This is a genomic window from Streptomyces sp. ML-6 (assembly GCF_030116705.1).
In the GTDB taxonomy this organism is placed as follows: domain Bacteria; phylum Actinomycetota; class Actinomycetes; order Streptomycetales; family Streptomycetaceae; genus Streptomyces.
The window spans coordinates 3,057,695-3,080,405 of the sequence record NZ_JAOTIK010000001.1 but is presented as its reverse complement, the minus strand read 5'-3'; the positions used below and the strand labels follow the sequence as shown (position 1 = coordinate 3,080,405).

Below are 22,711 nucleotides of genomic sequence, written 5' to 3'. Positions count from 1 at the left end.
GCGTCCTTCAGCCACAGCCGAACCCTATGTTGTACCGCCGGTAACTTTCCCGCGCCGTACCCCTACCCATCGGTACGGAGCTGTTCTACCCTCCCCACAATGCCAGTGATTGCTGGCAGAGTCGTGTGACGTACCGCGGGAGGCGGCAGCATGGCCCAGCACGAGCACGTACGGGTGGCGGTGATCGGATCCGGATTCGGGGGCCTCGGGGCCGCGGTCCGGCTGCGCCGCGAAGGCATGACCGACTTCGTCGTCCTGGAGCGGGCGGACTCCGTCGGCGGCACCTGGCGCGACAACAGCTATCCCGGCTGCGCCTGCGACGTACCGTCCCACCTCTACTCGTTCTCGTTCGCGCCCAACCCCGAGTGGCCGCGCACCTTCTCCGGGCAGGAGCACATCCGCGCCTACCTGGAGCACGTCGCGGACACCTTCGGGCTGCGCCCGCACCTCAGGTTCAATCATGAAGTAACGATCATGCGCTGGGACCGCGACGAGCTGCACTGGGTGATCGAGACGGCGAACGGGGCCACGTTCACCGCCGATTTCGTCGTCTCCGCGAGCGGCCCGCTCTCCGACCCGAAGACGCCGGACATCCCCGGTCTCGCCGACTTCCCCGGCAAGGTCTTCCACTCGGCCCGCTGGGACCACGACGCCGAACTGGCGGGCAAGCGCGTCGCGATGGTCGGCACCGGCGCCTCCGCCATCCAGATCGTGCCCGAGATCCAGCCCGAGGTCGGCAGGCTGACGCTCTTCCAGCGCACCCCGCCCTGGGTCATGCCGCGCATGGACCGGAAGATCAGCGGCGCCGAGCGCCTGCTGCACCGCGCGGTCCCCGTCACCGGCACCATCCGCCGCGGACTGCTCTGGGGCATACGGGAGTTGCAGGTCAGCGCCTTCACCAAACACCCCGGCGAACTGGGCCTGGTCGAGAAGATGGCCAGGGCCAACATGGCGCGGTCCATCAAGGACCCGGAGCTGCGCGCCAAGCTGACCCCCTCGTACCGCATCGGCTGCAAGCGCATCCTGCTCTCCAACACGTACTATCCGGCACTCGCGCAGCCCAACGTGGACGTGGTCGCCTCGGGCCTGGCCGAGGTGCGGGGCTCCACCGTCGTCGCATCGGACGGTACGGAGGCCGAGGTCGACGCGATCATCTTCGGCACCGGCTTCCACGTCACCGACATGCCGATCGCCGAGCGGGTGGTGGGCGCGGACGGCATCACGCTCGCCGAGCACTGGAAGGACGGCGTGCAGTCGCTGCGCGGGGCGACCGTCTCGGGCTTCCCCAACTGGATGACGGTCATCGGCCCCAACACCGGGCTCGGGAACTCCTCGATGATCCTGATGATCGAGTCCCAGCTGAACTACATGGCCGACTACCTGCGCCAGCTGAACGTGCTGGGCGGACGCGTCGCCCTCGACGCGCGGCCCTCGGCGCTCGGGGTGTGGAACCGCCGGGTCCAGGAACGGATGAAGCGCACCGTGTGGAACACCGGCGGCTGCAACAGCTGGTACCTGGACGCCAACGGGCGCAACACCACGGTCTGGCCGGGCACCACCGCCGAGTTCCGCAGGCTGACGCGGTCGGTGGACCTCTCGGAGTACGCGGTCGTACGGGCGCCGAAGCAGCCGGCCGCGCCGACCGTCGGACAGCAGTGCGGCGCGCAGGAGCCCGCCATCGGGAAGGCCGCAGGGAAGGCCGGCGAGGAGTCGGCCGGGCAGCCCGCCGGGAAGTCCGCGGGGAAGTCCGTCGCCGAGGAGGTCGCGGGATGAGCCGGCTGCTGCGGCGCGACGGCGCGCCGCCGGTACCCGCGCGCGAACTCACCGTCCGTTCCGCCGACGGCGCCCGCATCCACGTCGAGGTGCACGGCCCGGACGGCGCCCCCGCCGTGGTCCTCGCGCACGGCTGGACGTGCAGCACCCGCTTCTGGGACGCCCAGACCAGGGCCCTCGCGGCGGACCACCGGGTCGTCGTCTACGACCAGCGGGGCCACGGCGGTTCGCCGGTCGTCGACCGCGGCGGATACGGCACCGACGCCCTCGCCGACGACCTCGAAGCGGTACTGGCCGCCACCCTCGCCCCGGGGGAGAAGGCCGTGCTCGCCGGGCACTCCATGGGCGGCATGACGATCATGGCCGCCGCGCACCGCGCCGGGCTGCGCGAGCACGCCGCCGCCGTACTGCTGTGCAGCACCGGGAGTTCGCGGCTGGCCGCCGGGTCGGTCGTGGTGCCGATGCGGGCCGGGGCGGTACGGACCCGGCTGCACCGCGCGATCCTCGTGGCGTCGGCCCCGCTGGGACCGGTCACTCCGATTACCAGGCGGGTGCTCAAGTACGCCACGATGGGAGCGGGATCGGCCCCGGAGCGCGTGGAGACCTGCGCCCGGATCGTGCACGCGTGCCCGAGGAAGGCCAGGGCCGCCTGGGGGCGCGTACTCGCGGACCTCGATCTCGACGCGGGCGTACGGGAGTTGCGGGTGCCCACGGCGGTGATCGCGGGTACCGCGGACCGGCTGACGCCGCTCGGCCACGCACGGACGATCGCGGCGGCACTGCCCGAGGGCCTGGGACTCACCGAGCTGACGGGGATGGGACACATGACACCGGTGGAGGCGCCGGAGGCGGTCACGGAGCGGATCCGGGAACTCGTCGCCGCGTACCTCCCGGCGGGCGGCGCGAGCGCGGACACGGCTGCGGGCGCGCGTACGGGCGCGGACACGAGTACGAGTACGGGTACGAGCGCGGGTTCGGAGACCGGCTCGGACACCGGCGCGGAGACGGACGGCACGGCCGAGAAGGAGGAGGTCGCATGAGCGGCAGGCGGAGTCTCGAAGGGCAGGTCGTCGTCGTTACGGGCGCGGCGCGCGGCGTGGGCGAACTGCTGGCCCGCAAGCTCTCGGCACGCGGCGCGAAGCTCGCACTGGTGGGCCTGGAGCCGGACGAGCTGAAGAAGGTCTCCGAACGGCTGCACGCGGAGAGCGACCACTGGTTCGCGGACGTCACCGACCACGAGGCGATGGCACGCGTCGCCCAGGAGGTGAAGGAGCGGTTCGGGAAGATCGACGTCGTCGTCGCCAACGCCGGTGTCGCGGCGGGCGGTCCGTTCGTCGACTCGGACCCCGACGCGTGGCGGCGGGTCATCGAGGTCAACCTGATCGGCGGCGCGGTGACGGGGCGGGCGTTCCTGCCGGTGCTGATGGAGAGCCGCGGGTACTTCCTCCAGATCGCCTCGCTCGCCGCGATGACCCCGGCGCCGATGATGACCGCGTACTGCGCGTCCAAGTCGGGCGTGGAGGCGTTCGCCCACAGCCTGCGGGCCGAGGTCGGCTACCGCGGGGTGAAGGTCGGGGTCGGCTACCTCTCCTGGACCGACACGGACATGGTGCGGGGCGCCGACCAGGACGACGTGATGCGGGAGCTGCGGCAGCGGCTGCCCTGGCCGGCGAACCGCACCTACCCGCTGGGCCCCGCGGTCGACCGGATCGTGGCCGGCATCGAACGCCGCTCCCCGCACGTGTACGCGCAGTGGTGGCTGCGCGGGATGCAGTCCGTGCGGGGCTTCCTGCCCTCGGTGATAGGCGTCGTCGGCCAGCACGAGGTCCGGAAGTTCGGGTCGCGGCTGGACGGCGTGAGCAGGGGACTGGTGGGCGCCGGGGGCGCGGCGGACCAGGAGGCGAGGGCGGCGCGTACGCAGAGTGACTGATCGACATGCGGTGGGCGCGAGGGGCTGCGACGCTGGACGAGGTCCTCACGGACCGTCCCCCACACACCCACGAGGAGTGAACGGCATGGGTATCGCAGACCAGTTCAAGGACAAGGCGCAGCAGCTCGCCGACGAGGCGAAGCGGAAGGCGGGCGAGGGCCGGGAGGAGGGCCGCGAGCGGACGCAGGACGCGTCCGGGCGGGCCTCGGAGGCGTCGCGGCAGGGCCGTGACAGGGCCCGGGAGACCGCGGACGACCTCCGCGAGCGCCGCGACCGCTGACCTTCTCGGCGCTCCCTGACGCGTATGTTCCGTGGTCGTCGGTGTTGTCCGGCGAGCACTGGACCAGTGGACCACTGACGCGTTTCGCGACCGCCGATCCGGCCTGCGCGCTCGCGCGTTGTCCGACAGAGGTCTGGCGAAGGCCTGACGAGGGCCCGAGGAAGGCCCGACGGGGGCCTGGCGAAGGCCCGACGAAAGGGCGTGTCCGGGAGATCGGGCGCGCCCTTTCGGCATGCGTACCGGCAGGGCCGGGCGCGCCCTGGATCTCTGGCTCCCCAGCTTCCCGGCTTCCCGGATCCCTGGATCAGCCGGTGAAGCACTCGGGGCGGCTGCCCGGTACCTCCAGGCAGATCCGGCTGCCCGCCCCGCTGTCGCCCGCCGTCATCGGGGTGGCCAGGTACTGCCTGGTGTCACGGCCTCCCGTGGCCGTGACCCATTGGGTGTGCCCGGTCGGCAGGGACAGCTCGACCCGGTCGCCCGGCCGCAACCCCGTGGTGCGTACCCACAGGGTGCGGCACAGCGCGGCGTGGCGGAGTTCCAGGCGCCGCCCGCCGGACGCGGTGTGGGTGGCGAGGGTGGTGATCATCCCGGCCCCGCCGCAGCCCATGACCACGGGGTCCTTGCCCTCGCAGCCGTCGGCCCTGCACCCGGGGTTGCGCACGAGCGGCTCCGTGACGGCGTGGGACCGCCCGTCCGGCTCCGTGCCGGGGCGGGCGGACCCGGCACCGAGGAGGGCGGCCCCGGCCAGCCCGGCCGCCACCACCCCGATGACGGCCGCGCCCACCGCCCACCGCCGCATGTCCGCACGGGTGGCGGGGTCGGACGGGGTGGCGGCGGCGAGACGTTCCGGTTCGGCCTCCGCCGGCCCGGCCTCCGCCGGTTCGTCCGGAACCTGCGGCGCGGACACGGGCCGCGCCCGGCCGCTCCACTCGGCGTCCGCCAGTTCCCAGAGCGCCAGCAGCCGGCCGGACGGCGTCCCGGTGAGCGCGCACAGCGCCTCGACCGCCTGGCGGGGAGCGGGCTTCTTCCCGTTGAGGTACCGCTCCCAGGACGATTTGCTGTACGGGGTACGAGCCGCCAGCGCGGCCAGGCTCAGCCCGGACCGCTCCTTGACGCCCCGTAGTTCCTCCGCCAGTTGACCGCCCACGGTGGAAGCAGTCATTTGCGCAGCTCCCTCCAGGTGTCCGGGCCGATGATGCCGTCGACGACCAGGTGGCGGGCCTGCTGGAACTTCTTCGCGGCCTCCTTGGTCCGCTCGTCGTACAGCCCGTCGAAGACACCGGGGTCGAAGCCCTGCTCGCGCAGCAGGCACTGGGCCTCCACCACGTCGAAACCGGTGCTGTTGATGTCGAGCAGCATCTCGCGGGTGTCGCTGTGCCCCGCCCGCAGCGTGCCGCCCTTCCGCTGCACCGTGCACTCGTAGGTCTGGCCGCGCAGGTACCCCGTTCCGGCCGCCACGGGGCCGGTCTTCTTCGCCGGGGCGTCGTCGTCCCACGCCCGCGCCGTCAGCAGCCCGGCCCCGAAGGACACGGCGACGGCCAGGACCACCGCGGCGACCAGCCACCCCAACGGCACGGTGCGGCCCGGCCGTCGGGGCGTTGGCTGCTGAAGCTCCGGCTGCTCAGGCTCCGGTGTCGCCTTCGGCTCCGGAGCGGCGGCCGAGGCCGCCTCCCGTTCCTGCCCCCGGTTCTGTCCCCGGCCCTGTTCGGGCTCCTGCCGGGGCTCCGTTTCCGGCTCCATTTCCCGGGTGGGGTCGAGAGGCCGCGCGGACTCCGGGGACGCCGACGAGGGTTCGTCCGTACGCCCGGTCGCGGTCGTCCGGGGGCGGGACCGCTCGGCGACGTCGTACAGCACGAGGAGGCGCGTCGGCTCCGTACCGCAGACCTGGGCCAGTTCCTCGACGGCCTTGCGCGGTACGGGCTTCTTCCCGTTCAGGTACCGCTCCCACGAGGAACGGCTGTAACTGGTCCGGCCCGCCAGCGAGGCCAGGCTCAGCTCACTGTGGTCCTTCAGCCTGCGCAATTGGACGAGCAGTTGGCGTTCGCTGGTGGAGATCTCTGCGGGCAGCTCTTTCCATCGCGGCATGCGGCTTCCCCCCGATGCTTCTGGCTGATGCCATAAATAGTGAGGCATCGGGCCACACAGAAGAAGTCGTGGCGTGTCGGCCACGGACCACCGTCCCGCGAACGCCTCTTGAGAAGACGCGTCCCAGCAGCTCAGAACGTGGGACGTCCCACGCGAACCCAGATCGTCCAGCAGGGCTGGCCATGCGGAAGTTGGCGCATCAGAGTCGTTGCCGAGCCCGGGTCCGGGCCGCTGCCGGAGGCCGGTGCGAAGAAGGACGGGGGTCTACTTCGTACCGGCCGATCGGCCACGCGGCCGGGGACCTCACCGACGTCCACACCGCCGCCGACCTCTTCCGCGTGATCTGACGGGCCGGGCGCGCGCGAGAGCGTCGTCAGCGGCGCCTGGCGTTGATGGCCAGGGCCCCGACCACTGCCGACGGGCTCAGGAAACGCAGCGGACCGACCAAGCGGGCCGCGACAGGTACAGATGCCAGGCCGTCCACACGTCGCGCGCCGCCGTCAAGAACATCAGCCATTCCACGGGGCTGAACGGGCGGGACATGGTGTAGCCGGCGGTCAGGCGCTGGTATCCGCTCAGTCGGCGCCGGTGGGTGCGGGCGTACGCCGCGAGCGACCTGCACCGTCCGCCTGGCCGCCCGGATCAGCCCGGCGTCGGCAGCAGCGGGAAGAAGGCCAGATCGGAGTGGAAGGCCCTGTCCGGGAGCCGGATCTCGTAGCCGTACCCGTGCTCGGCGATCTGCTGATGCCAGACGGAGTTCCGGCGCTTCGTGAGCTGGTGCATCCCGTCCTTGTCAGGGGCGGCGCTGATCAGAGAATCCCGACGTCGACGGAGGCCGGACACGGAGCCCGACCGCAGGGCGGCAGCCCGGGGGAGGGGAACATTCTTGATCCCGGGCATGCCGAAAGTGTCGCGCGTTGGTAATCGCCGACGGAGGCCGACGGCAGCGGCTCCGGCTCCGACGGGTTGGCCTGTGGCGATGGCATCGAACAGGCCGTTCTCCTTCCTTCACCTGACACCCTGCAACGTTGCTGTAGGTGTGCGGTGTTGGCGTGATCTCGTCTCCTTCCGCTCAGTGGTGACAGTTTGTGTGTATCTTGTGACCGCTCGCATGGGAAGTGTGGGTGTCATGGGTCATTCGTGACTCATGAGGGGGCCCTGGGGAGGGACGGCGTGCGCATGCGCGGCGAACGGTTCGGAACAGGTGTGTCCACACGTTGGCGAGCAATCACGGTGGGGGCGCTGGGGCTGGCCTTGTCGGTCGGGCTGGTGCCCGCAGAAGCGGCTCCGTCCGCTCCCTTGTCGGCAGTGTCCACCCGGACTCAGGGCAGCACCCTCGACGACTCGCCGCCCGTTGACAGCCCGGCGGGTCCGACCGCACCTGCGGTCGTCGAGCCGGTCACGAACAACGCGGTGTACGCCTACGATGCGGCATCCCGCCTCGTCGGTGTCACGGACCCGGCCGGCGAGACCGCCCGCTACCGCTACGACGCGGCGGGCAACCGCCTTGGTGTGGACCGTTTCGCGTCGAGTGACCTGTCGGTTCTCTCCCTGGTACCGGCCAGTGCGGCAACCGGTGCGACTGTGACGATTTCCGGTACGGGTTTCGCTACGACACCGACGTCGAACACGGTCACGTTCGGGGCGGCGGCGGCCGAAGTCGTGTCCGCTGCCACAACCCAGCTCAAAGTAAAGGTGCCTGCCGGGGCGCCTGCCGGACGTGTCTCAGTCACGACCGGCGGTAAGACTGTTCAGTCCACGGAGTCCTTCAGCCCGGCCGCGCCTGCACCCTCAGTCGTCAAACTGACTCCAGCATCTGGAATGGTGGGTGCCGAAGTCGTCCTTGCCGGATCAGGTTTTGCACCAACAATGACGGACAATGTGGTCCGGTTCGGCGGGGGAGTGCTTGCCCAGGTCAAGTCCCGTACGGATAGCGCACTGACCGTAGTCGTGCCTGCGGGGGCTGTCACAGGACCGGTCGAGCTCGCCACTCCAGCCGGCACCACTGCCAGCTCTTCGAGTTATCAGATTCTGCCGAGCGGCTCCGAGATCGAGTCATCGGAGAAGACATCGGTGACAGACGAAACACCCCCTACGGTATCGGTGACGACACCGGGTAACCGTGCCGAGGTGCTGTTCGACGCTGATCAAGGCGACAACATCAGCTTCGGATTCACCGGATCGACGTTCGACGTGCCTGTTCGGGTGCAACTCATGGCACCGACCGGTGAACAGGTCGGCACCGCATCGTTCTCCAAGCCTACGGGAGACTGGCAGGTCAGAGACCTGCCAGTGGTGGGACGCTACGTCCTGATGCTGATCCCCGGCTCGAACAATATCGGCGAGGTGACCGTAACGGTCTCGAAGACCAAGACCGGTGTGGTCGACACGATTGGCCCCGCCACCGATGTGAGTCTGACCAGAGCCGGCCAGAAGGCGCTGCTCACCATCGACGCTCAGCTCGGGCAGTCGCTGAACGTGGGCGTAGACGCAGCAGCCATGACCACGTCCGTCAATACACGGCTGTATTCACCGTCCGGCAAACAACTGGATCTCCTCTACACAGCAGCCAAAGGAAAGGCATCATCGGTCATCACGTCACTGACCGAGTCCGGCCAGTACCTGTTGTCCGTCGAACCCGGTCAGGCCGGAACCGGAGCGGTCCGGATCACCGGATCCCACCCCATCCAGGCGGGCGAGCTGAGCGACACAGGACCAGAAGTCGCGATACCGATCGGAAGGCCAGGACAGAGCGGCTCCGCCACCTTCGCCGCTCAGGCAGGGCAGCGCATCTCGCTGGGCGCCACCGCGGGCGACTTCTCCTCATTCAACACGCTGGAGGTTCGGGGGCCGGCCGGGGAACTCATCGGCAGTAAGTTCGCGGTTCCGGCGAATTCACGTCTGCAGTGGGACAGTCCGAAGCTCCCGAGCTCTGGAACCTACACGGTCACCACCAAACCGGATGGGCTCGGAACGGGGACGGTCACGCTGCTTCTGTCGGCCCCAGTTGCTGTGGGAGCCGTCTCCGCCGGAGGTCCCGCAGTCTCCGTCGACATCCCGCGCTTCGGACAGGATGCAGAAGCGACACTCCAGGCTGAAGCCGGCGACGACCTGGCGCTGGGCATCAACAGCAACACCTTCACCACCGCTGTGAACATTACGGTGACGGCCCCGTCGGGACTGAAGGTCGTCAGCGCACAGTATGTAGGCCCCGGTGCCGCCAGTACGGTAGACCTGTCCGGTCTACCTGAATCCGGCACCTATCAGATCACTGTTGCCCCGAACCTGGGCGGGACCGGATCCCTTCAACTCACGCTGTCACCGGACGCCACTACAAGCCTGCAGCCCGATGGGGCCTCCGTACAGGCGTCCCTCTCACGGGTCGGCCAACGACTCCGCGTCGAGTTCACTGCCCCGGACACGGTCTCCCTGGGCTTTGCTGTCACAGCGAACACCGTCACCCAGGGCATGGACGTGCGCCTGATCGGACCGGAAGGTGGGAGTGGTAGCTCTGTAGGGACGGTGCCTGCCGCCGCGTCCGCGATCAGCTACCTTTCCGGGCTGACTCCGGGAGCCAAGTACGCCCTGCTTCTCGCCCCCGGTGGCGCGGCAACCGGCACCATGACCCTCTGGCTCTCGAAGCCCACCCTCGCTTCTCTCTCGGCATCCGACCCGAGCGCGACTGCTGAGATCACCCGGCCAGGGCAGCAGCTTGCGCTGGTCATAACGGCCGCAGCAGGCGACGGATCCGCTGTCGTGTTCACCGACACCACACTCACGGAGACCGCCCAAGTCGCGCATCAGGCGCCCGGTGCCACCACCAGCGCGTACCTCACGTCGGTATCCAGGGCGCCGTCGGACGCCGACCTCCTTGCCCCACTGGCAGCCGGCACCCACTACGTATTCGTTCGGCCCAACAAACCCGCAACAGGCAGCACCACCGCCACACTCGTACCGGACGCCGACGGAGGCACCCTTCAGGCCGATGGGCAGAAACGCCCGGCAAAACTCACCCAGGCTGGACAGAACGCGCACTACACCTTCACTGCCACCAAAGGCGACAAACTCACGCTCGCTCTCGACGCCCCACCGCATCCCTACTGGACTCTGTACGTCTACGGCCCAGACGGCAAGCCAGTGATCAACGGCCGGTACATGTCCAAGACAACCCTGACGACCGACCTGCCGGCGCTTACAGCTACTGGTACCCACACCCTCGTCGTGGAGCCGGGGCCGATGGAGACCGGTACCTACAACCTCGGCCTCAAGCCAACCGGCACCACCGTCGCACCCACCCCTGCGTCAGCCCGGAACAATAAGCCCACAGAACGGGAAAATACGACCAAAGTCTTCCCTTCCGGTAAGGATGCCTGGCAACCCGGCAAGCCTCAACTGGCAGGACAGGACTGGATCACGGCACGCGGCAAGACGTCCAAGACCCCGTCGGCCCTGCGTGCCCCGGCCCGTTCTACTGCCATGGCCGGGCATGTTCTGCGACTCGACGGCACACCACTGCCCAAGGTCACCGTAACTGTCGGCCGGAAGACAACCCGCACCGACAGCCAGGGCAGGTTCCTCCTGGCCGGAATTAGTCCCGAGGCCACGACCCTGGTAGTCGACGGGGCCAGCGCGAACACAAAGAAGCGAAGCTACGGCCGGTTCGACATCCACATCCGCCCCAGGGCCGGCACTACCACGGACCTTGGGTTCCCCGTATGGATGACACCGCTGGACACCAAGCACACCGTGCGATTCTCCGCCCCGGCCAAGGCCGAGATCGTACTGAAGACCCCGAAAATTCCCGGCCTTGAGGTGCGGATTCCCAAGGGGTCCGTGGTCCGGGATGACAAAGGCAAGCCGGTAACCGAACTCGGGATCTCGGCCATCCCGCTCGATCGACCGCCGTTCCCGCTCCCGAAGAACAGCGTGGTGCCCGTCTACTTCACCGTCCAGCCGGGCGGAACGTACGTCTTCCCCGAAGGTGCACGGGTCATCTACCCCAACTACACGCACGAAGCCCCGGGCACTCGTGTCGAGTTCATGGACTACGACCCGAGCGAGAAGGGCTGGTATGTCTACGGACACGGCGAAGTCTCCGCAGACGGCCGTCAGGTCGTGCCGGATGCCAGGACTCGCGTCTGGTCCTTCCACGGCGCCATGTTCAACGTAGGCAGTCTGGTTCCCTGGGACACGTCCTGGCTGGCGGATGTCATCGACTGGTTCTCCGGAGACCCCGTCGAGCTCACGACCGGTATGCTCACGGACTCCCGCACCGACCTGGCAGTCTCCGACCCGCGAGGCTCGGCAGAGATCACCCGCACCTACTGGCAGGGTGACACCCGTCAGCGCGCCTTCGGCATCGGCCGCGATCTCTCGTACAACGCCTTCTTCCACTCCGAGAAACAGTGGCAGGAAGTCGACCTCTACCTGCCCGGTGGCAACAAAGTCCACTTCACCAGGACATCACCGGGCACAGGAGTCTCCGACGCGGTCTTCGAACCTCTGGACACGCCAACCGGGTTCCGCGGCTCAAAGATCATCAACAACGGTGACGGCGAGTGGGAGCTGCGCTTCCGTGACGGAGCCGTATGGGTCTTCCCGCACTACTCGCCTCTGAAGGAGATCCGCGACCGGCACGGCAACACGCTCAAGCTGACCCGCCTGGCCGGGACCAAGGGCGAGATCACCCGCATCACGACACCGGGAGGCCGCTGGATCTCCCTTGCCTACGACACCGAGCATCGGGTGAAGACGGCCACCGACAACACAGGCCGCACCACCTCCTACGCCTACGACACCGCAGGCCGGCTGAGCACGGTGACGGACCCGGCCGGCAAGATCAGCCGCTACACGTACGACGGCACGTCCAACCGCATCAGGACAGCAGTGGATGCCCGTGGCATCACCTACATGTCCAATGTCTACGAGAGCGGGCGGGTCAAGGAGCAGACGCTCACCGAAGGAGCCAAGTACACCTTCGAGTACACGCTGACCGGCGCGGGCAAGGTGACCTCCACAACGGTCACACAGCCCGGCGGCTCCCTGAGGCGGGTCGAGTTCGACGCCGACGGCTACGGAGTCAAGGACACCCAGGCATACGGCAGCACCCTGGCCCGCACCACCCAATACCACCGGGGACCCCGCCACCGCGTGGACGCGGTCACCGACCCGTACGGCCGTCGCACCGAATTCACCTACGACGCCAACGGATACGTCACCCGCACCACCGAGCTCGCAGGTACGCCACAGGCACGCCAGTCCGGCACCGCGGTCTACAACGGTCCGTACGACCAGCCCACCACCCTCACCGACCCGCTGGGCAACACCACCACCCTCGGCTACGACGCCGTGGGCGACCTGCGGAAGATAACCGACCCCGAAAAAAGGGAAACCACTCTCACCTACACCTCCGACGGGCAGGTGAAGACGGTGACCGACGCCTCCGAGGCGGTGACCGAGTACACCTATCTGAACGGCGAGATGGTGTCGGTCAAGGACGCGGAGGGCCGCACCAGCGGCCAGTTCCTCGACGCGGCAGGACGGCCGTCCGCTCTGACCGACGCGGCAGGATCCCGTACGACGCTCACGTACGACTCCCTCAACCAGACCCGCAGGATCACCGATCCGCTCGGCCAGGTCACCGTCCTGGACTACGACGAGAACGGCAACCTGACCACCCTCACCGACGCCCGCCAGAACGCCACCGTCTGGGCGTACGACAATGCGGACCGGGCCAAGTCGGCGACGGATCCGCTGGGAGCGCAGGCGCTGTTCGCCTATGACGCCGCAGGCAACCTGGCGAAGGTGACCAGCCGCTCGGGCCAGGTCGCCACCACTGAGTACGACCTGCTGGGACGGGCGAAGAACACCAAATACGGTGTGAACGTGGCCGGTACGGCCGAGTCCACCGTCGCCTACGCCTACGACGCGGTCGACCTGCCGAAGACGATCACGGACACCCAGGCGGGGACACAGACCCTCGGATACGACGAGTACGACCGGACGAAGACGGTCACCGGACCCACCGGCACGGTCGCCTACGTCTACGACGCGGCGGATCGACGCAAGGAGATGACCGCAGCAGGGAAGACCACGCTCTACGGCTACGACACCTCGAGCATCCTCACCTCCGTCACCTCAGGCGACCAGACGGTCACCTTCGGCCTGGACGCGGTGGGCCGCGAGAAGACCGCCACACTGCCGGGCGGGATCACCCGCACCACCACCCTGGACAAGACCGGCACCATCAAGAACATCGGCTACACCAAGGGCACGGCCGACATCGGTGACCTCTCCTACACGAGGGACGCACGCGGCCTCCAGACCGGCCTGTCCGGCAGTCTCACCTCGGTGGCACTGCCGGCGGCAGAGACGGGCGCGGTGTTCGGGAAGGACAACCGGCTCACCACCTTCAACGGCCGCTCCTTCACCTACGACGCGGACGGCCGGCTCAAGACCGACGGGAAACGCACCTACACCTGGAACGCCCGCGGCCAGCTGGCCGGGCTCACTGCCACCGGCGGGGCTTCGAGCCTGTTCACGTACGACGCACTGGGCACACGCGCCACCACAACCCTCGGTGACACCACCAAGAAGTTCCTGACCGACGGCTCCAACCCGCTGGTGGAACAGGACGCCACGGGAGCCGAAACGGCCACGGTCGCGGCGTCCGGCCTGGACGAGTATCTGACCCGGACCGAGAACAACGCGACGCAGATCTACCTCACCGACGCGCTGGGCACGGTCGTCGGACTGGCCGACACCGACGGCACGGTCACCACCCGCTACACCTACGACCCCAACGGCCAGTTCACCGCCTCGGGCGCCGCGTCCTCCAACCCCTACACCTTCACCGGACGCGAGTCCGACGGAACAGGGCTCCTGTACTACCGCAACCGCTACTACGACCCCGAGACCGGCCGTTTCATCTCCCAGGACCCGATCGGTCACGCGGGCGGCACCAATCTCTATCAGTACGCGCTCAGTTCACCCACCACCTACACCGACCCGTCGGGCAACAGCCCGCTGCTCGCGGGCTGCGTCTTCGGCGGGCTCTCCGAGGCCGGCCTCGACTGGCTCGGCCAACGCCTGTCCGGCCGCAAGGTCGACTGGGGCCAGGTCGGCACCTCCGCGGCCATGGGATGCGCGACCGGCATGCTCGGCGCTGCGGGCGCGACCAAGTGGGCATCTCTCGGTAAGTGCCGCAAGGCCGGCAACAGCTTCACCTCGGACACCCCCGTTCTCCTCGCGGACGGCACCCGTAAACCGATCAAGGACATTCAGATCGGTGACGAGGTCCTGGCCACCGACCCCGAAACCGGCGAAACCGGCTCCCGTCCGGTCACGGCCCTGATCAAGGGCACAGGCGACAAACAACTGGTCGACATCACCCTCGACACGGGTGCGTCCCACTCCCTGACGGCCACGGACGGCCACCCCTTCTGGGTCCCCGCCCTGAACCGCTGGATCGAAGCTGACGAACTCACCGCCGGCCAGTGGCTCCGGACGAGCAGCGGCACCTGGGTACAGATCACCGCAGTCACCCGCCGCACCACATCCACCACGGTCTACAACCTCACGGTCGCGAACTTCCATACGTACTATGTGCTGGCGGGATCCACGCCGGTCCTGGTTCACAATTGCAACAAGAATCAAGGCGTCTATATATTCGACGATAAGTCGAAGCCCAGCCACGTTTATATCGGCAAGACCAACAACTTTAACGTTCGACTGAACAAGCATGCAGACTTGGGCAGGCGAGACAAGGATGGGCCTGTCATTTGCATCCATGTGTGCGGAGATGACACGGCTCTGAGAATCCGAGAGCACATCATGAAGGTTCAGTTCGAAAAAATGGGCTTTAAGCTCAGTAGCGGCATTGAGGGGTTTGGTCGAAACCTCTACAACAAGCGCCAGGCGACTCAGCCTGAGCTCCCGTTCGAGTAGGGCGATATGGGGAAATGGGGATACGGGCCATTCGATAACGATGGCGCCGCGGACTTTGCTGGCGATTTGGATGGCACTCCGCCGTCTAGGCGAATTCAGGCGATCCGAGCTGCCCTTGCCTCGGTGGCGGGCGACGGTAGCCCGCATATCGATGGTGGTAGAGCAGAGCTGGCAATCGCTGCCGCTGCGTTGACAGTCCGAGGGGTTGAGGGCGGCGATGAATTTCAATCTGCGACGTGGGGGCCGAATGCGGAGATTCCGCAGATTCCGAAAGAGCTGGTACCCCTGGCGCTCGAAGCGATTTCTCGCCTGCTCACCACAAGCAATGACTTGCGGGATGACTGGAGCGTGGAGGAGGAAGGTGCTGAATGGCTTGCAATGCTCCGAAGGCTGAAAGCAGTGCTTGACAGAGAAAGTACTGCAGGGGTTCCCCTCTCCGCTCCAGGCGCCGAAGGTCAAAAGCAAGGGCCACAGAGAGCTAGACGAGCTGCGCATGAGGATGAATCCATCCAGGAAGGTCTTTGGTAATACCTTCAAGGTGGCTATTTGAAGGCGTGAGCCGTGACTTCGTTACGTCATCTGATCATGGAGAATTCGGTAGCCCGGCAAATGCGAGGGTCCCCTCCGCGCTTCTGCGCGGAGGGGACCCTCGGGTCGTTTGACGGCAACGGTGACGGCAACGTCAGCGGACGACGGCTGTGGCGGGTGGGTCGTCGGGGTCGTTGCTGGTGAGGCTGAGCGCGTTGCTGAGGGCGTCGATGGCTTGGCGTTGGAGTCGGAGTCGTACGTGGGCATAGACGCCGGCGGTGACGCCTATGTGGGCGTGGCCGAGGAGTTCCTTGATGACGACGAGGTCGACGCCTTGTTCCAGGAGGAGGGTGGCGGTCGAGTGGCGGAGGTCGTGGAAGCGGATGCGCCGGAACCCTGCCCGGTCGAGGAAGCGGCGGGTGAGGTTGGCAGGGTCGAGAGGTCTGCCGGCCGGGGTGGTGAAGACGTGGCCGCCGTCGCTCCAGGCCGACCCAGCCGTTTCGCGCTCCCTGTCCTGCCGCTCCTTGTGCTTCTTGAGAGAGTGGAGGCATTCGGCCGGGAGCGCGATACGGCGCTCGGACGCCCGGGTCTTGGTGGGCAGATGGGTGAGTCCGCCGGTGCAGGTGCGCTGGAGCGAGTGGCGGATGCTGGCTGTTCCGGCGTTGAGGTCGAGGTCTTCCCAGTGGAGGCCGAGGAGTTCGCCTTTACGGAGTCCGGTTCTCAGGGCGAGTTCGTACAGCGCGTGCAGCCGGTCGGCGTAAGCCGCGTCGAGGAACTTGCGAGCCTCTGTCGCCGTGAGGGGCCGGAAGCGCCTGGGCCGGTGCGTGGTGGTCTTGACGTTCCGGGCGACGTTGCGCGGCAGCTCGTCTTCGCGGACGGCGTGTTCGAGGGCGGACTTGAGGACCGAGTGCACGTAGGTCACGGTCAGGGCGGACAGCCGTTTCTGGCGGCACTCGCCGATGGCGCAGCACCTCTTCCCTTCGGTGTCCAGGCCCTTGGGTGCAGCACTGGCAGGTGGTGCGGAGCCGGTCGAGGAAGGCGCGTACGTCCCTGGCCGTGAGGCGGGCGACCTTCTTGGCGCCGAGTCCGGGGATGAGGTGGAGGCGGACGCAGGCGGCGTAGCGGGTGTGGGTGTTCTTGCGGAGCCGGTGGACGGCGACGCGGCCGAGCCAGTAGGTGAGGTAGTCGTCGACGGTGCTGTCGGCGGTGGCGACGGGGAGGCTGCGGTTGCTGGTGGCGGTCTTCTCGGCGAGCTTGTCGGCCGCGTTCTTGCGCGTGGTGCCGTAGACGCGGACGCGTTTGCGGGTGCCGTTGGCAGCGAGGACGTAGCCGGCGGCTTCCCAGCGGTCGTCCTTGCGCTGGTAGATGGTGCCTTCGCCGTTGGCGCGGGCCTTCTTGCGCTTGGGGGCGGTCATCGGGCGGTTTCTTCCAGGTGGCGGGTGCGCATCAGGTCGTAGAGGGCGGAGCGGCCGATCTTGAGGCGGGCCATGGCCTCGGGGACGGTGAGGAGTTCGTCGTCACGCACCGGCTGTCACCGCCTCTGCTCGCGTCGGGCCGCCTCCGATGAGGGCGGCGAGGCGTTCGAGGTCGGGGGTGAGGCCGGTGCCGTCGTAGGCCCAGTGGGCGAGGACGAGGGTGGTCGGTGAGGGCGGAGGGGTGTGGCGGCGGTGCCAGGCGGCGCGGGCGGCCCGGAGGGCGCCGAGGGCCCAGGCGGTGATGATCACCGGCGGGTGGCAGGGTACCGCTGACGTTCGAGGTCGTTGCCGAGACCGTGCGCGAGAGGATCCGCTCCGGCGGGCTGCGGCCGGGGAACGCGCTGTCGACGCAGGCCATGCTGATGCAGGAGTTCGGGGCGTCGAGCCTGACCGTGCAGAAGGCCATGGCCCTGCTGAAACAGGACAGGTGGGCGGTCTCCCGCCCTGGCAAGGGTGCCTTCGTCGCCCACCGAGACCACGGCGTAGACGATGCTGATGGCCTCGACAGCCCGGAGGTGACCGCACTCGTCAGCGGGGCGGTGGCCCGCGTCGAGGCGTTGGAACGGGCACTGGCCGACGCCGTCGAGCAGATCGCCGACCTTTGTGTTCGTGTCGTGGTGCTGGAGTCGGGCGGTGGCGGGCGGGGCCGTTGACTCGCCGTACCGGGCGGCCCGGGCGGCATGGGCGGCCCGGGGTGTGCGTTCAGATTTTCTCTTCGAGGTTCAAGGTGGGCCCCGCCCCTCTGAGCTGGCCGAACATCGCCGCCCGACCCGCCGTCGGGCGAGCAGCCGACGCCCGCGCGAGGCGCAGGCAGACGGCCAGACCCGGGCGCGAGCGGGAGCTGACTTGGGGCCGCCGGAGCCAAGTTGTGGGCGTTGAAGCCCTCGCGCTTCGCACAGCAAGTTGTCGCCTACGACCGTCCTACGGCCGGATCGCAGGCAAGGGCCGACCAGGGGGCCGACCCTTCGCGTCCATCGTCGGCTCATCGAGGGCAGTGGCCGACGTTGCCGTCGGCGGGGAGCGCGAAGCTCCTGGTGCCCCGCCATCGGCCGATCCCTCCCCGCCCGGCCCGGAACATGCGCTCGGCCGTTCGTCGCGGTCGGCTTCAGGCGCGACCCGCAGACGCGCGGCGGGCCTTGAGCCACGACCGACTCTGGATCCGTCGACGGCTGGTGACCGCGCTGACCAGAACCTGGCTCCCGGCGTGGCAAGCCGTCCGGGCGGACGCGCCGATGTAGCAGGACCAAGTGCCTGCCCCGTTCGTTGGCCCGGTGTATGGCCCCTGCCCGTACCCGACCACACCCCCAGGCAGACCATCGGCCCAAGATCCCGCCGGCATCCGCGAGGGCCGGCGCGCACACGTTCGGAGATCGGCTGTGGGGTGAAGCCCGGTGTCGGCGCGGGGTAGCCTCCGTATGCTGGCCTCTGTAGCTGCATCCCATCCCGTGGAGGTCCCGATGAGCACACCCGACGCGGAGTACTCCGGCTACCCACCGCTTCGGCCCCGCGTTTCGGTCGAGGAACTGCTGGCCGCGAAGAACACCCAGCCGATCCGGTCCCTGGACGACCTCGCCGCCGACACCTTCGAGTCGGACGAGGAACTGGAGGAGTTTTTGGCCTTCACTTACGCCGAGCGTCACCGCGAAGTCGCCTGAGTCGCCGCCGTGCAACCCGTCATCCTCGACACCGACGTCGCCTCGCTGTCCCACAAGCGCAAGCTCACCGGCCCGCTCGCCACCAGGCTGATCGGCCGCAAGCCGCTGATCACCTTCGTGACCTTCGGCGAACTGACCAAGTGGACCGAGATCCGTCACTGGGGCACCCGCAGCCGCCAGGAACTCGCCGACTGGCTCTCCGGCATCCCGATCCTGCCCGGCGACGAAGCCGTGGCCGCAACCTGGGGCCGCCTGTCAGCCGCAGGCATCCAGCGCGGACGACCACGCCCGATCAACGACATGTGGATCGCGGCCTGTGCCCTCACCTACGACCTGCCGCTGGCCACGCTCAACCTCAAGGACTACGAGGACTTCCGAACGCACCACGGTCTGCGCATCCTCGGCACGGAGTAGCCGCCGGCGCAGCCGGACCGGGCTCCCGGACGAGGCAGCGGCCGTGACCAGGCTGACCAGAAACGGGCTATCGGCGCGTCGCCTCCGACGGGGAGCGAAGCCGGCCCTTCCAGGCGGCGAATCCGTCCCGGCCCCGCACTGCCGGACCGGCGGACGGCCGAGCCGCCGCGAGGCCCCAGCCCTGCCTGAGGGGGCAAGACCCTTGACGGCAGTAGTGACGGCAACAACCACGAACAACCCCGGCCGAACCCGCCCCTCAGCGGACTGCCGGGTATCACTTGACCTGCGAAAATGCAGGTTGGGCGGGGTTGCGTAGCACACGTACTATGTGCTGGCGGGCGCTACGCCGGTTCTCGTTCACAATTGCGGTCCGAACGCAGATGCGCTGGCGGCCTCATCTGGCGAGGCGATTGTCCATCTCGATCGCCCCAATGGGCATGCCTTGATTACCATCCGCTCTGGAGATGAGGTCTTGAGCACTCATCAGTTCGGCGGAGTTGATCTTCCGACGAACGGTGTCGCCACATTCGATCCGGCAACGCTCTCCCCGACAACGATCAACGTGAGGATTCCGCTGCCGAATACGGAAGGCTCCATGGCGTACGCCGAAGTCATGATGTCTAAGACTGCGAGAGGCGCCTATCCGGCGTACAACCTGGAAAGTCAGAGTTGCGTCACATATTGCGCTCAGGTCCTTCGAGCGGGCGGCGTTTCCGGCATACCGTTGGACACGTTCAGTGTCACGAGATGGTTGATTCGAAGGCACGGTTAGGGTGGTCGAGGTGGATTTGCGTAACTTGCAGAAAGGGGAGTGACCTCTAACGTGTCGATGCCAGAAGGGTGGGAGTGGCTCGAAGAGGTGCCTGATGAGTGGCATCCGCCGGAGGAACTGCGAGGACCCTCGAACGCTGCCGAGATCAACCTCGCCATTCAGATCCTGTCGTGCGACGCCGTCAGTCTGGAGATCCGAGCCCTCGTGGGGAGATTCATCACCGAGCAGTCGCAGTTCACATCTTGGTTCCTTCGCGAAGTGAAGGGTGCCGGACGCGACCTTCGGGAGGTCGCATTGATCTCGCAGTCGTCTCTAAAGCAAACCCGTTTGGTGTTCGAGGCTTGGAAGGCCCTCCAGGAATCTCTGAGCGCCAAGGGGCGGGATGAGGACCTTTTTCCGGTGATTGCGGCCAAGAAAGATGCTCTTGCTGGAGCTCTGACGGACGCTGCTGATGCCCTCGCGGAGGCGCAGCGACCCTGATGTCAATCCGAATTACGTGGGAGTGGGTCGCGATCCGCTTTCATGAGGAAGGCATCCTGCTTTCTTCACTTGCCTGAAGTCGATAGCCCGCTCGCCCCCGGCGCAAATGCACCGGGGGCGAGCGGGCTTCTGACGGCAACGCTGACGGCAACGTCAGCGGACGATGGCTGCGACGGGCGGGTTCTCGGGACTGTTATCAGTCGGGCTGAGCACGTGGTCGAGGGTGTCGATGGCCTGGCGTTGGAGGCGGAGCCGTACGTGGGCATAGACGCCGATGTGAGCGTGTTCCAGCAGCTCCTTGATCACGACGAGGTCGACACCTTGCTCCATAAGCAGGGTGGCGGTCGAGTGGCGGAGGTCGTGGAAGCGGATGCGGCGGAGCCGGGCCCGGTTGAGGAAGCTGCGGAAGCGACGGGTGAGGTTGGCAGGGTCGAGCGGTCCGCCGGTCGGAGTGGTGAACACGAGTCCGGTGTCCTGCCAGGCTGACTCAGCGGTCTCTCGCTCCTGGTCCTGCCGTGCGCGTGCTGCCGTAGACACGGACGCGTTTGCTGGTGCCGTCAGCGGCATAGATGATCGAGACTGCCGACGAGTTCGTACGGCTGCGCAACAGTTCAGATCCACAGGAATGCCGCAGGGCGGCAGTTGAGGAAGCGCCTGCGCAGGTATGGGTGGAGGTCGTCGATCGATATCCGGAAGAACGGGTGGCAGTTGTTCAGAACAAGACGGTGCCGTTGGCTGTTCTGGAAATACTGATCGACGACCCTGATGCTCGCGTCCGTTTCATGGTGGCCATGAAGCGGAAACTGTCACCGGACCTTCTCGAGCGCCTCGCTCGTGATGTGGATGAATCGATCAGAATTAGGGTCGCGCAGCACAGGAATACGTCGAGGGAGACATTGGAATCCCTTCGGAAAGACTCCTGGAGCGAGGTTCGCGCAGCTGTGGACGACCGACTGGGCGGCACCGGAAGTGATCTCTTTTGAGGGGAGTCGATCGGCCTGAAGAGCCCCACAGAGTTGTGTTTCGGTGGGGCTCTTCAACGGTTTGACGGCAACATCAGTGGACGGCTGCTGTGACGGGTGGGTCGCCGGTCAAGCCGAGAGAGTATGGCCGAGGATGTTGATTGCTCTTCCTGCCTCACGGGCCGCAGCATGCGCACTAGCTGAGCGTGTCGATCCACTTGTCGCCGTGCGGGGGAGCGAAAAAGTATCCGCCGCCTGTGGTCAGCAAGTACTTTGCCAGGGGTTCCCCTTCCAGGCGTTTCTGGGCCGCTTCGAATCCTTGGGCCAGGTCCCGCTGGAAACAGGAGAAGATGATTCCCGTGTCGCCGTTGCCCCGGTCGTAGCTGTAACTGCGCCGCACGATCGGTGGGGGAGTGCGGCGGTCGGGGGCTGCGAGGCGTACGTGGGAATCAAGCGGGGTGAGCCTGCCGGTCGGATCGGCCGCGAAGTTGGGCTGCTCGTCGGCCGGTGTGCCGTCGAGCCATCCTCCGTCGCGGCGGCGGCCGATGATCCGTTCCTGTTCTCGTACCGAGTCCTTGTCCCACAGGTCGGTCGCGAACCGGACGATGCGTACAACCTGATAGCTGCCGCCCACGGCCCACTGAGGTTCGCCCTGATCGGCAGAAGTGAGTGCGCGGTCGAGGCTTTCCCGCTCGGTGCCCGGATTGCCGAAGCCCTCGGTGAAGTGGAACGGGTTACGGGACAGGCCCCTGCCGTCCTCGACCCGGTTGGCGGGACGGGAGCCGTTGATGTGCCACCGAACTGTCCAGCGCGGGGAGGCGGCGTTCCTGATGCGCTCAACGGTCTTCCGTATCGCCGCGGCCTTGTCGCTCGCGACGTGGGCAAGAACGTCTCCGTGCGACAGGGTGGGATCGAGAAGGTCGCCGGTGAAGTGCGGCATCTCCTTCAGTTGGCGAGGAATCGACTTCTCGGATCCGAAAAGTGTCGCCCCGAGGGCGAACCCCACGGACGTGTCCGGATCGGCGGCGGTGCGAACCCGTTTCACCAGTTCTCTCAGCGCACCATGCGACCGCCCGACGTCGAGCGATATCAACGCCACGTATTTTTCCGGCAGAAGTCCACGCAACTGGACCGGAACATCGGCGGAGTCGTCAGAACCGGCACCGTCTCCTGCGATGCCTCCGCCGGTCAGACCGTAAGCAGCCGCGCCCCCACCTGCTAAAGCAACCGCCACGCCCGAAGCCATCAAGTTCCTGCGTCGTATCACTTCGACCTCGCTCGCTTCGATCTGGCTGATGCCTCATCAACTTCACATCCTTTCAATCAAAGTGCGTCCGCGACAGTTGTGCCCCGAGCCCGAGTCCAGGGCTTCTCGTGGGGCCGCTCAGGCGTGTCTGTCAGACCCGTCTGT

General features: G+C 67.5%; 16 protein-coding genes and 3 pseudogenes. 11 read left to right on the top strand and 8 right to left on the bottom strand.

From position 1 onward, the window contains the following. Positions 1-150 precede the first annotated feature (150 nt). The 4 genes from OCT49_RS13335 (at position 151) to OCT49_RS13320 (ending at position 3,983) form a co-directional block, all read left to right on the top strand. Positions 151-1,773, top strand: a complete 1,623-nt coding sequence (locus OCT49_RS13335; protein WP_283852090.1) for a flavin-containing monooxygenase — start codon at positions 151-153, stop codon at positions 1,771-1,773. Beyond that, positions 1,770-2,813 carry an alpha/beta fold hydrolase gene (locus OCT49_RS13330; protein ID WP_283852089.1) on the top strand — a complete coding sequence of 348 codons (1,044 nt, stop codon included), beginning with the start codon at positions 1,770-1,772 and terminating at the stop codon, positions 2,811-2,813. The genes OCT49_RS13335 and OCT49_RS13330 overlap by 4 nt, the downstream gene beginning before the upstream one ends. After that, entirely contained in the window at positions 2,810-3,703 is an 894-nt protein-coding gene (locus tag OCT49_RS13325; RefSeq protein WP_283852088.1) for an SDR family oxidoreductase, read from the top strand. The genes OCT49_RS13330 and OCT49_RS13325 overlap by 4 nt, the downstream gene beginning before the upstream one ends. Positions 3,704-3,788: 85 nt before the next feature. Next, positions 3,789-3,983: a hypothetical protein gene (locus OCT49_RS13320; RefSeq protein WP_283852087.1), complete on the top strand. Its 195-nt coding sequence runs from the start codon at positions 3,789-3,791 to the stop codon at positions 3,981-3,983. Between the two features lie 304 nt (positions 3,984-4,287). Here the strand turns inward: OCT49_RS13320 and OCT49_RS13315 are convergent, their stop codons facing one another. From OCT49_RS13315 to OCT49_RS13305, 3 genes are all read right to left on the bottom strand, one after another. Continuing rightward, complete coding sequence (locus OCT49_RS13315; RefSeq protein ID WP_283852086.1) at positions 4,288-5,145, bottom strand: helix-turn-helix domain-containing protein; 858 nt, start codon at positions 5,143-5,145, stop codon at positions 4,288-4,290. Next, positions 5,142-6,068, bottom strand: a complete 927-nt coding sequence (locus OCT49_RS13310; protein ID WP_283852085.1) for a helix-turn-helix domain-containing protein — start codon at positions 6,066-6,068, stop codon at positions 5,142-5,144. The genes OCT49_RS13315 and OCT49_RS13310 overlap by 4 nt, the downstream gene beginning before the upstream one ends. A gap of 642 nt (positions 6,069-6,710) precedes the next feature. Then, positions 6,711-6,851, bottom strand: a complete 141-nt coding sequence (locus tag OCT49_RS13305; protein ID WP_283852084.1) for a hypothetical protein — start codon at positions 6,849-6,851, stop codon at positions 6,711-6,713. A gap of 396 nt (positions 6,852-7,247) precedes the next feature. On the opposite strand from OCT49_RS13305, the gene OCT49_RS13300 reads away from it, so the two are divergent. Next, positions 7,248-15,014, top strand: coding sequence for an RHS repeat-associated core domain-containing protein (locus OCT49_RS13300; RefSeq protein WP_283855785.1), 7,767 nt, complete (start codon positions 7,248-7,250; stop codon positions 15,012-15,014). Positions 15,015-15,020: 6 nt separating this feature from the next. After that, a complete protein-coding gene (locus tag OCT49_RS40095) occupies positions 15,021-15,542 on the top strand; it encodes a DUF4259 domain-containing protein (RefSeq protein WP_502963368.1) in 522 nt (173 codons plus the stop codon). A gap of 154 nt (positions 15,543-15,696) precedes the next feature. Here OCT49_RS40095 and OCT49_RS40090 read toward each other — a convergent pair. The 3 genes and pseudogenes from OCT49_RS40090 to OCT49_RS13280 all read right to left on the bottom strand — a co-directional run bounded on the left by OCT49_RS40090 (position 15,697) and on the right by OCT49_RS13280 (position 17,266). Next, positions 15,697-16,957: pseudogene (locus tag OCT49_RS40090) on the bottom strand (tyrosine-type recombinase/integrase). 14 nt (positions 16,958-16,971) lie between these two features. Continuing rightward, positions 16,972-17,067 (bottom strand): annotated as a pseudogene (locus tag OCT49_RS13285) (excisionase); the annotation flags it as partial. Continuing rightward, positions 17,060-17,266, bottom strand: coding sequence for a hypothetical protein (locus OCT49_RS13280; RefSeq protein ID WP_283852082.1), 207 nt, complete (start codon positions 17,264-17,266; stop codon positions 17,060-17,062). The gene OCT49_RS13280 and the pseudogene OCT49_RS13285, both read right to left, overlap by 8 nt. Positions 17,267-17,286: 20 nt before the next feature. On the opposite strand from OCT49_RS13280, the gene OCT49_RS13275 reads away from it, so the two are divergent. From OCT49_RS13275 to OCT49_RS13260, 4 genes are all read left to right on the top strand, one after another. Next, positions 17,287-17,670 carry a winged helix-turn-helix domain-containing protein gene (locus OCT49_RS13275; RefSeq protein WP_283855784.1) on the top strand — a complete coding sequence of 128 codons (384 nt, stop codon included), beginning with the start codon at positions 17,287-17,289 and terminating at the stop codon, positions 17,668-17,670. Positions 17,671-18,474: 804 nt separating this feature from the next. Then, positions 18,475-18,672 carry a hypothetical protein gene (locus OCT49_RS13270; protein WP_283852081.1) on the top strand — a complete coding sequence of 66 codons (198 nt, stop codon included), beginning with the start codon at positions 18,475-18,477 and terminating at the stop codon, positions 18,670-18,672. A gap of 9 nt (positions 18,673-18,681) precedes the next feature. Continuing rightward, positions 18,682-19,086 carry a type II toxin-antitoxin system VapC family toxin gene (locus OCT49_RS13265; protein WP_155057998.1) on the top strand — a complete coding sequence of 135 codons (405 nt, stop codon included), beginning with the start codon at positions 18,682-18,684 and terminating at the stop codon, positions 19,084-19,086. Positions 19,087-19,897: 811 nt separating this feature from the next. Continuing rightward, entirely contained in the window at positions 19,898-20,338 is a 441-nt protein-coding gene (locus OCT49_RS13260) for a hypothetical protein (RefSeq protein ID WP_283852080.1), read from the top strand. A gap of 153 nt (positions 20,339-20,491) precedes the next feature. Here the strand turns inward: OCT49_RS13260 and OCT49_RS13255 are convergent. Beyond that, positions 20,492-20,860, bottom strand: a pseudogene (locus tag OCT49_RS13255) (tyrosine-type recombinase/integrase); the annotation flags it as partial. Between the two features lie 47 nt (positions 20,861-20,907). On the opposite strand from OCT49_RS13255, the gene OCT49_RS13250 reads away from it, so the two are divergent. After that, positions 20,908-21,321, top strand: coding sequence for a hypothetical protein (locus tag OCT49_RS13250; protein WP_283852079.1), 414 nt, complete (start codon positions 20,908-20,910; stop codon positions 21,319-21,321). Between the two features lie 175 nt (positions 21,322-21,496). On the opposite strand, the gene OCT49_RS13245 is transcribed toward OCT49_RS13250, so the two are convergent. Next, positions 21,497-22,546, bottom strand: a complete 1,050-nt coding sequence (locus OCT49_RS13245; protein ID WP_283852078.1) for a Dyp-type peroxidase — start codon at positions 22,544-22,546, stop codon at positions 21,497-21,499. Positions 22,547-22,711: the final 165 nt, after the last annotated feature.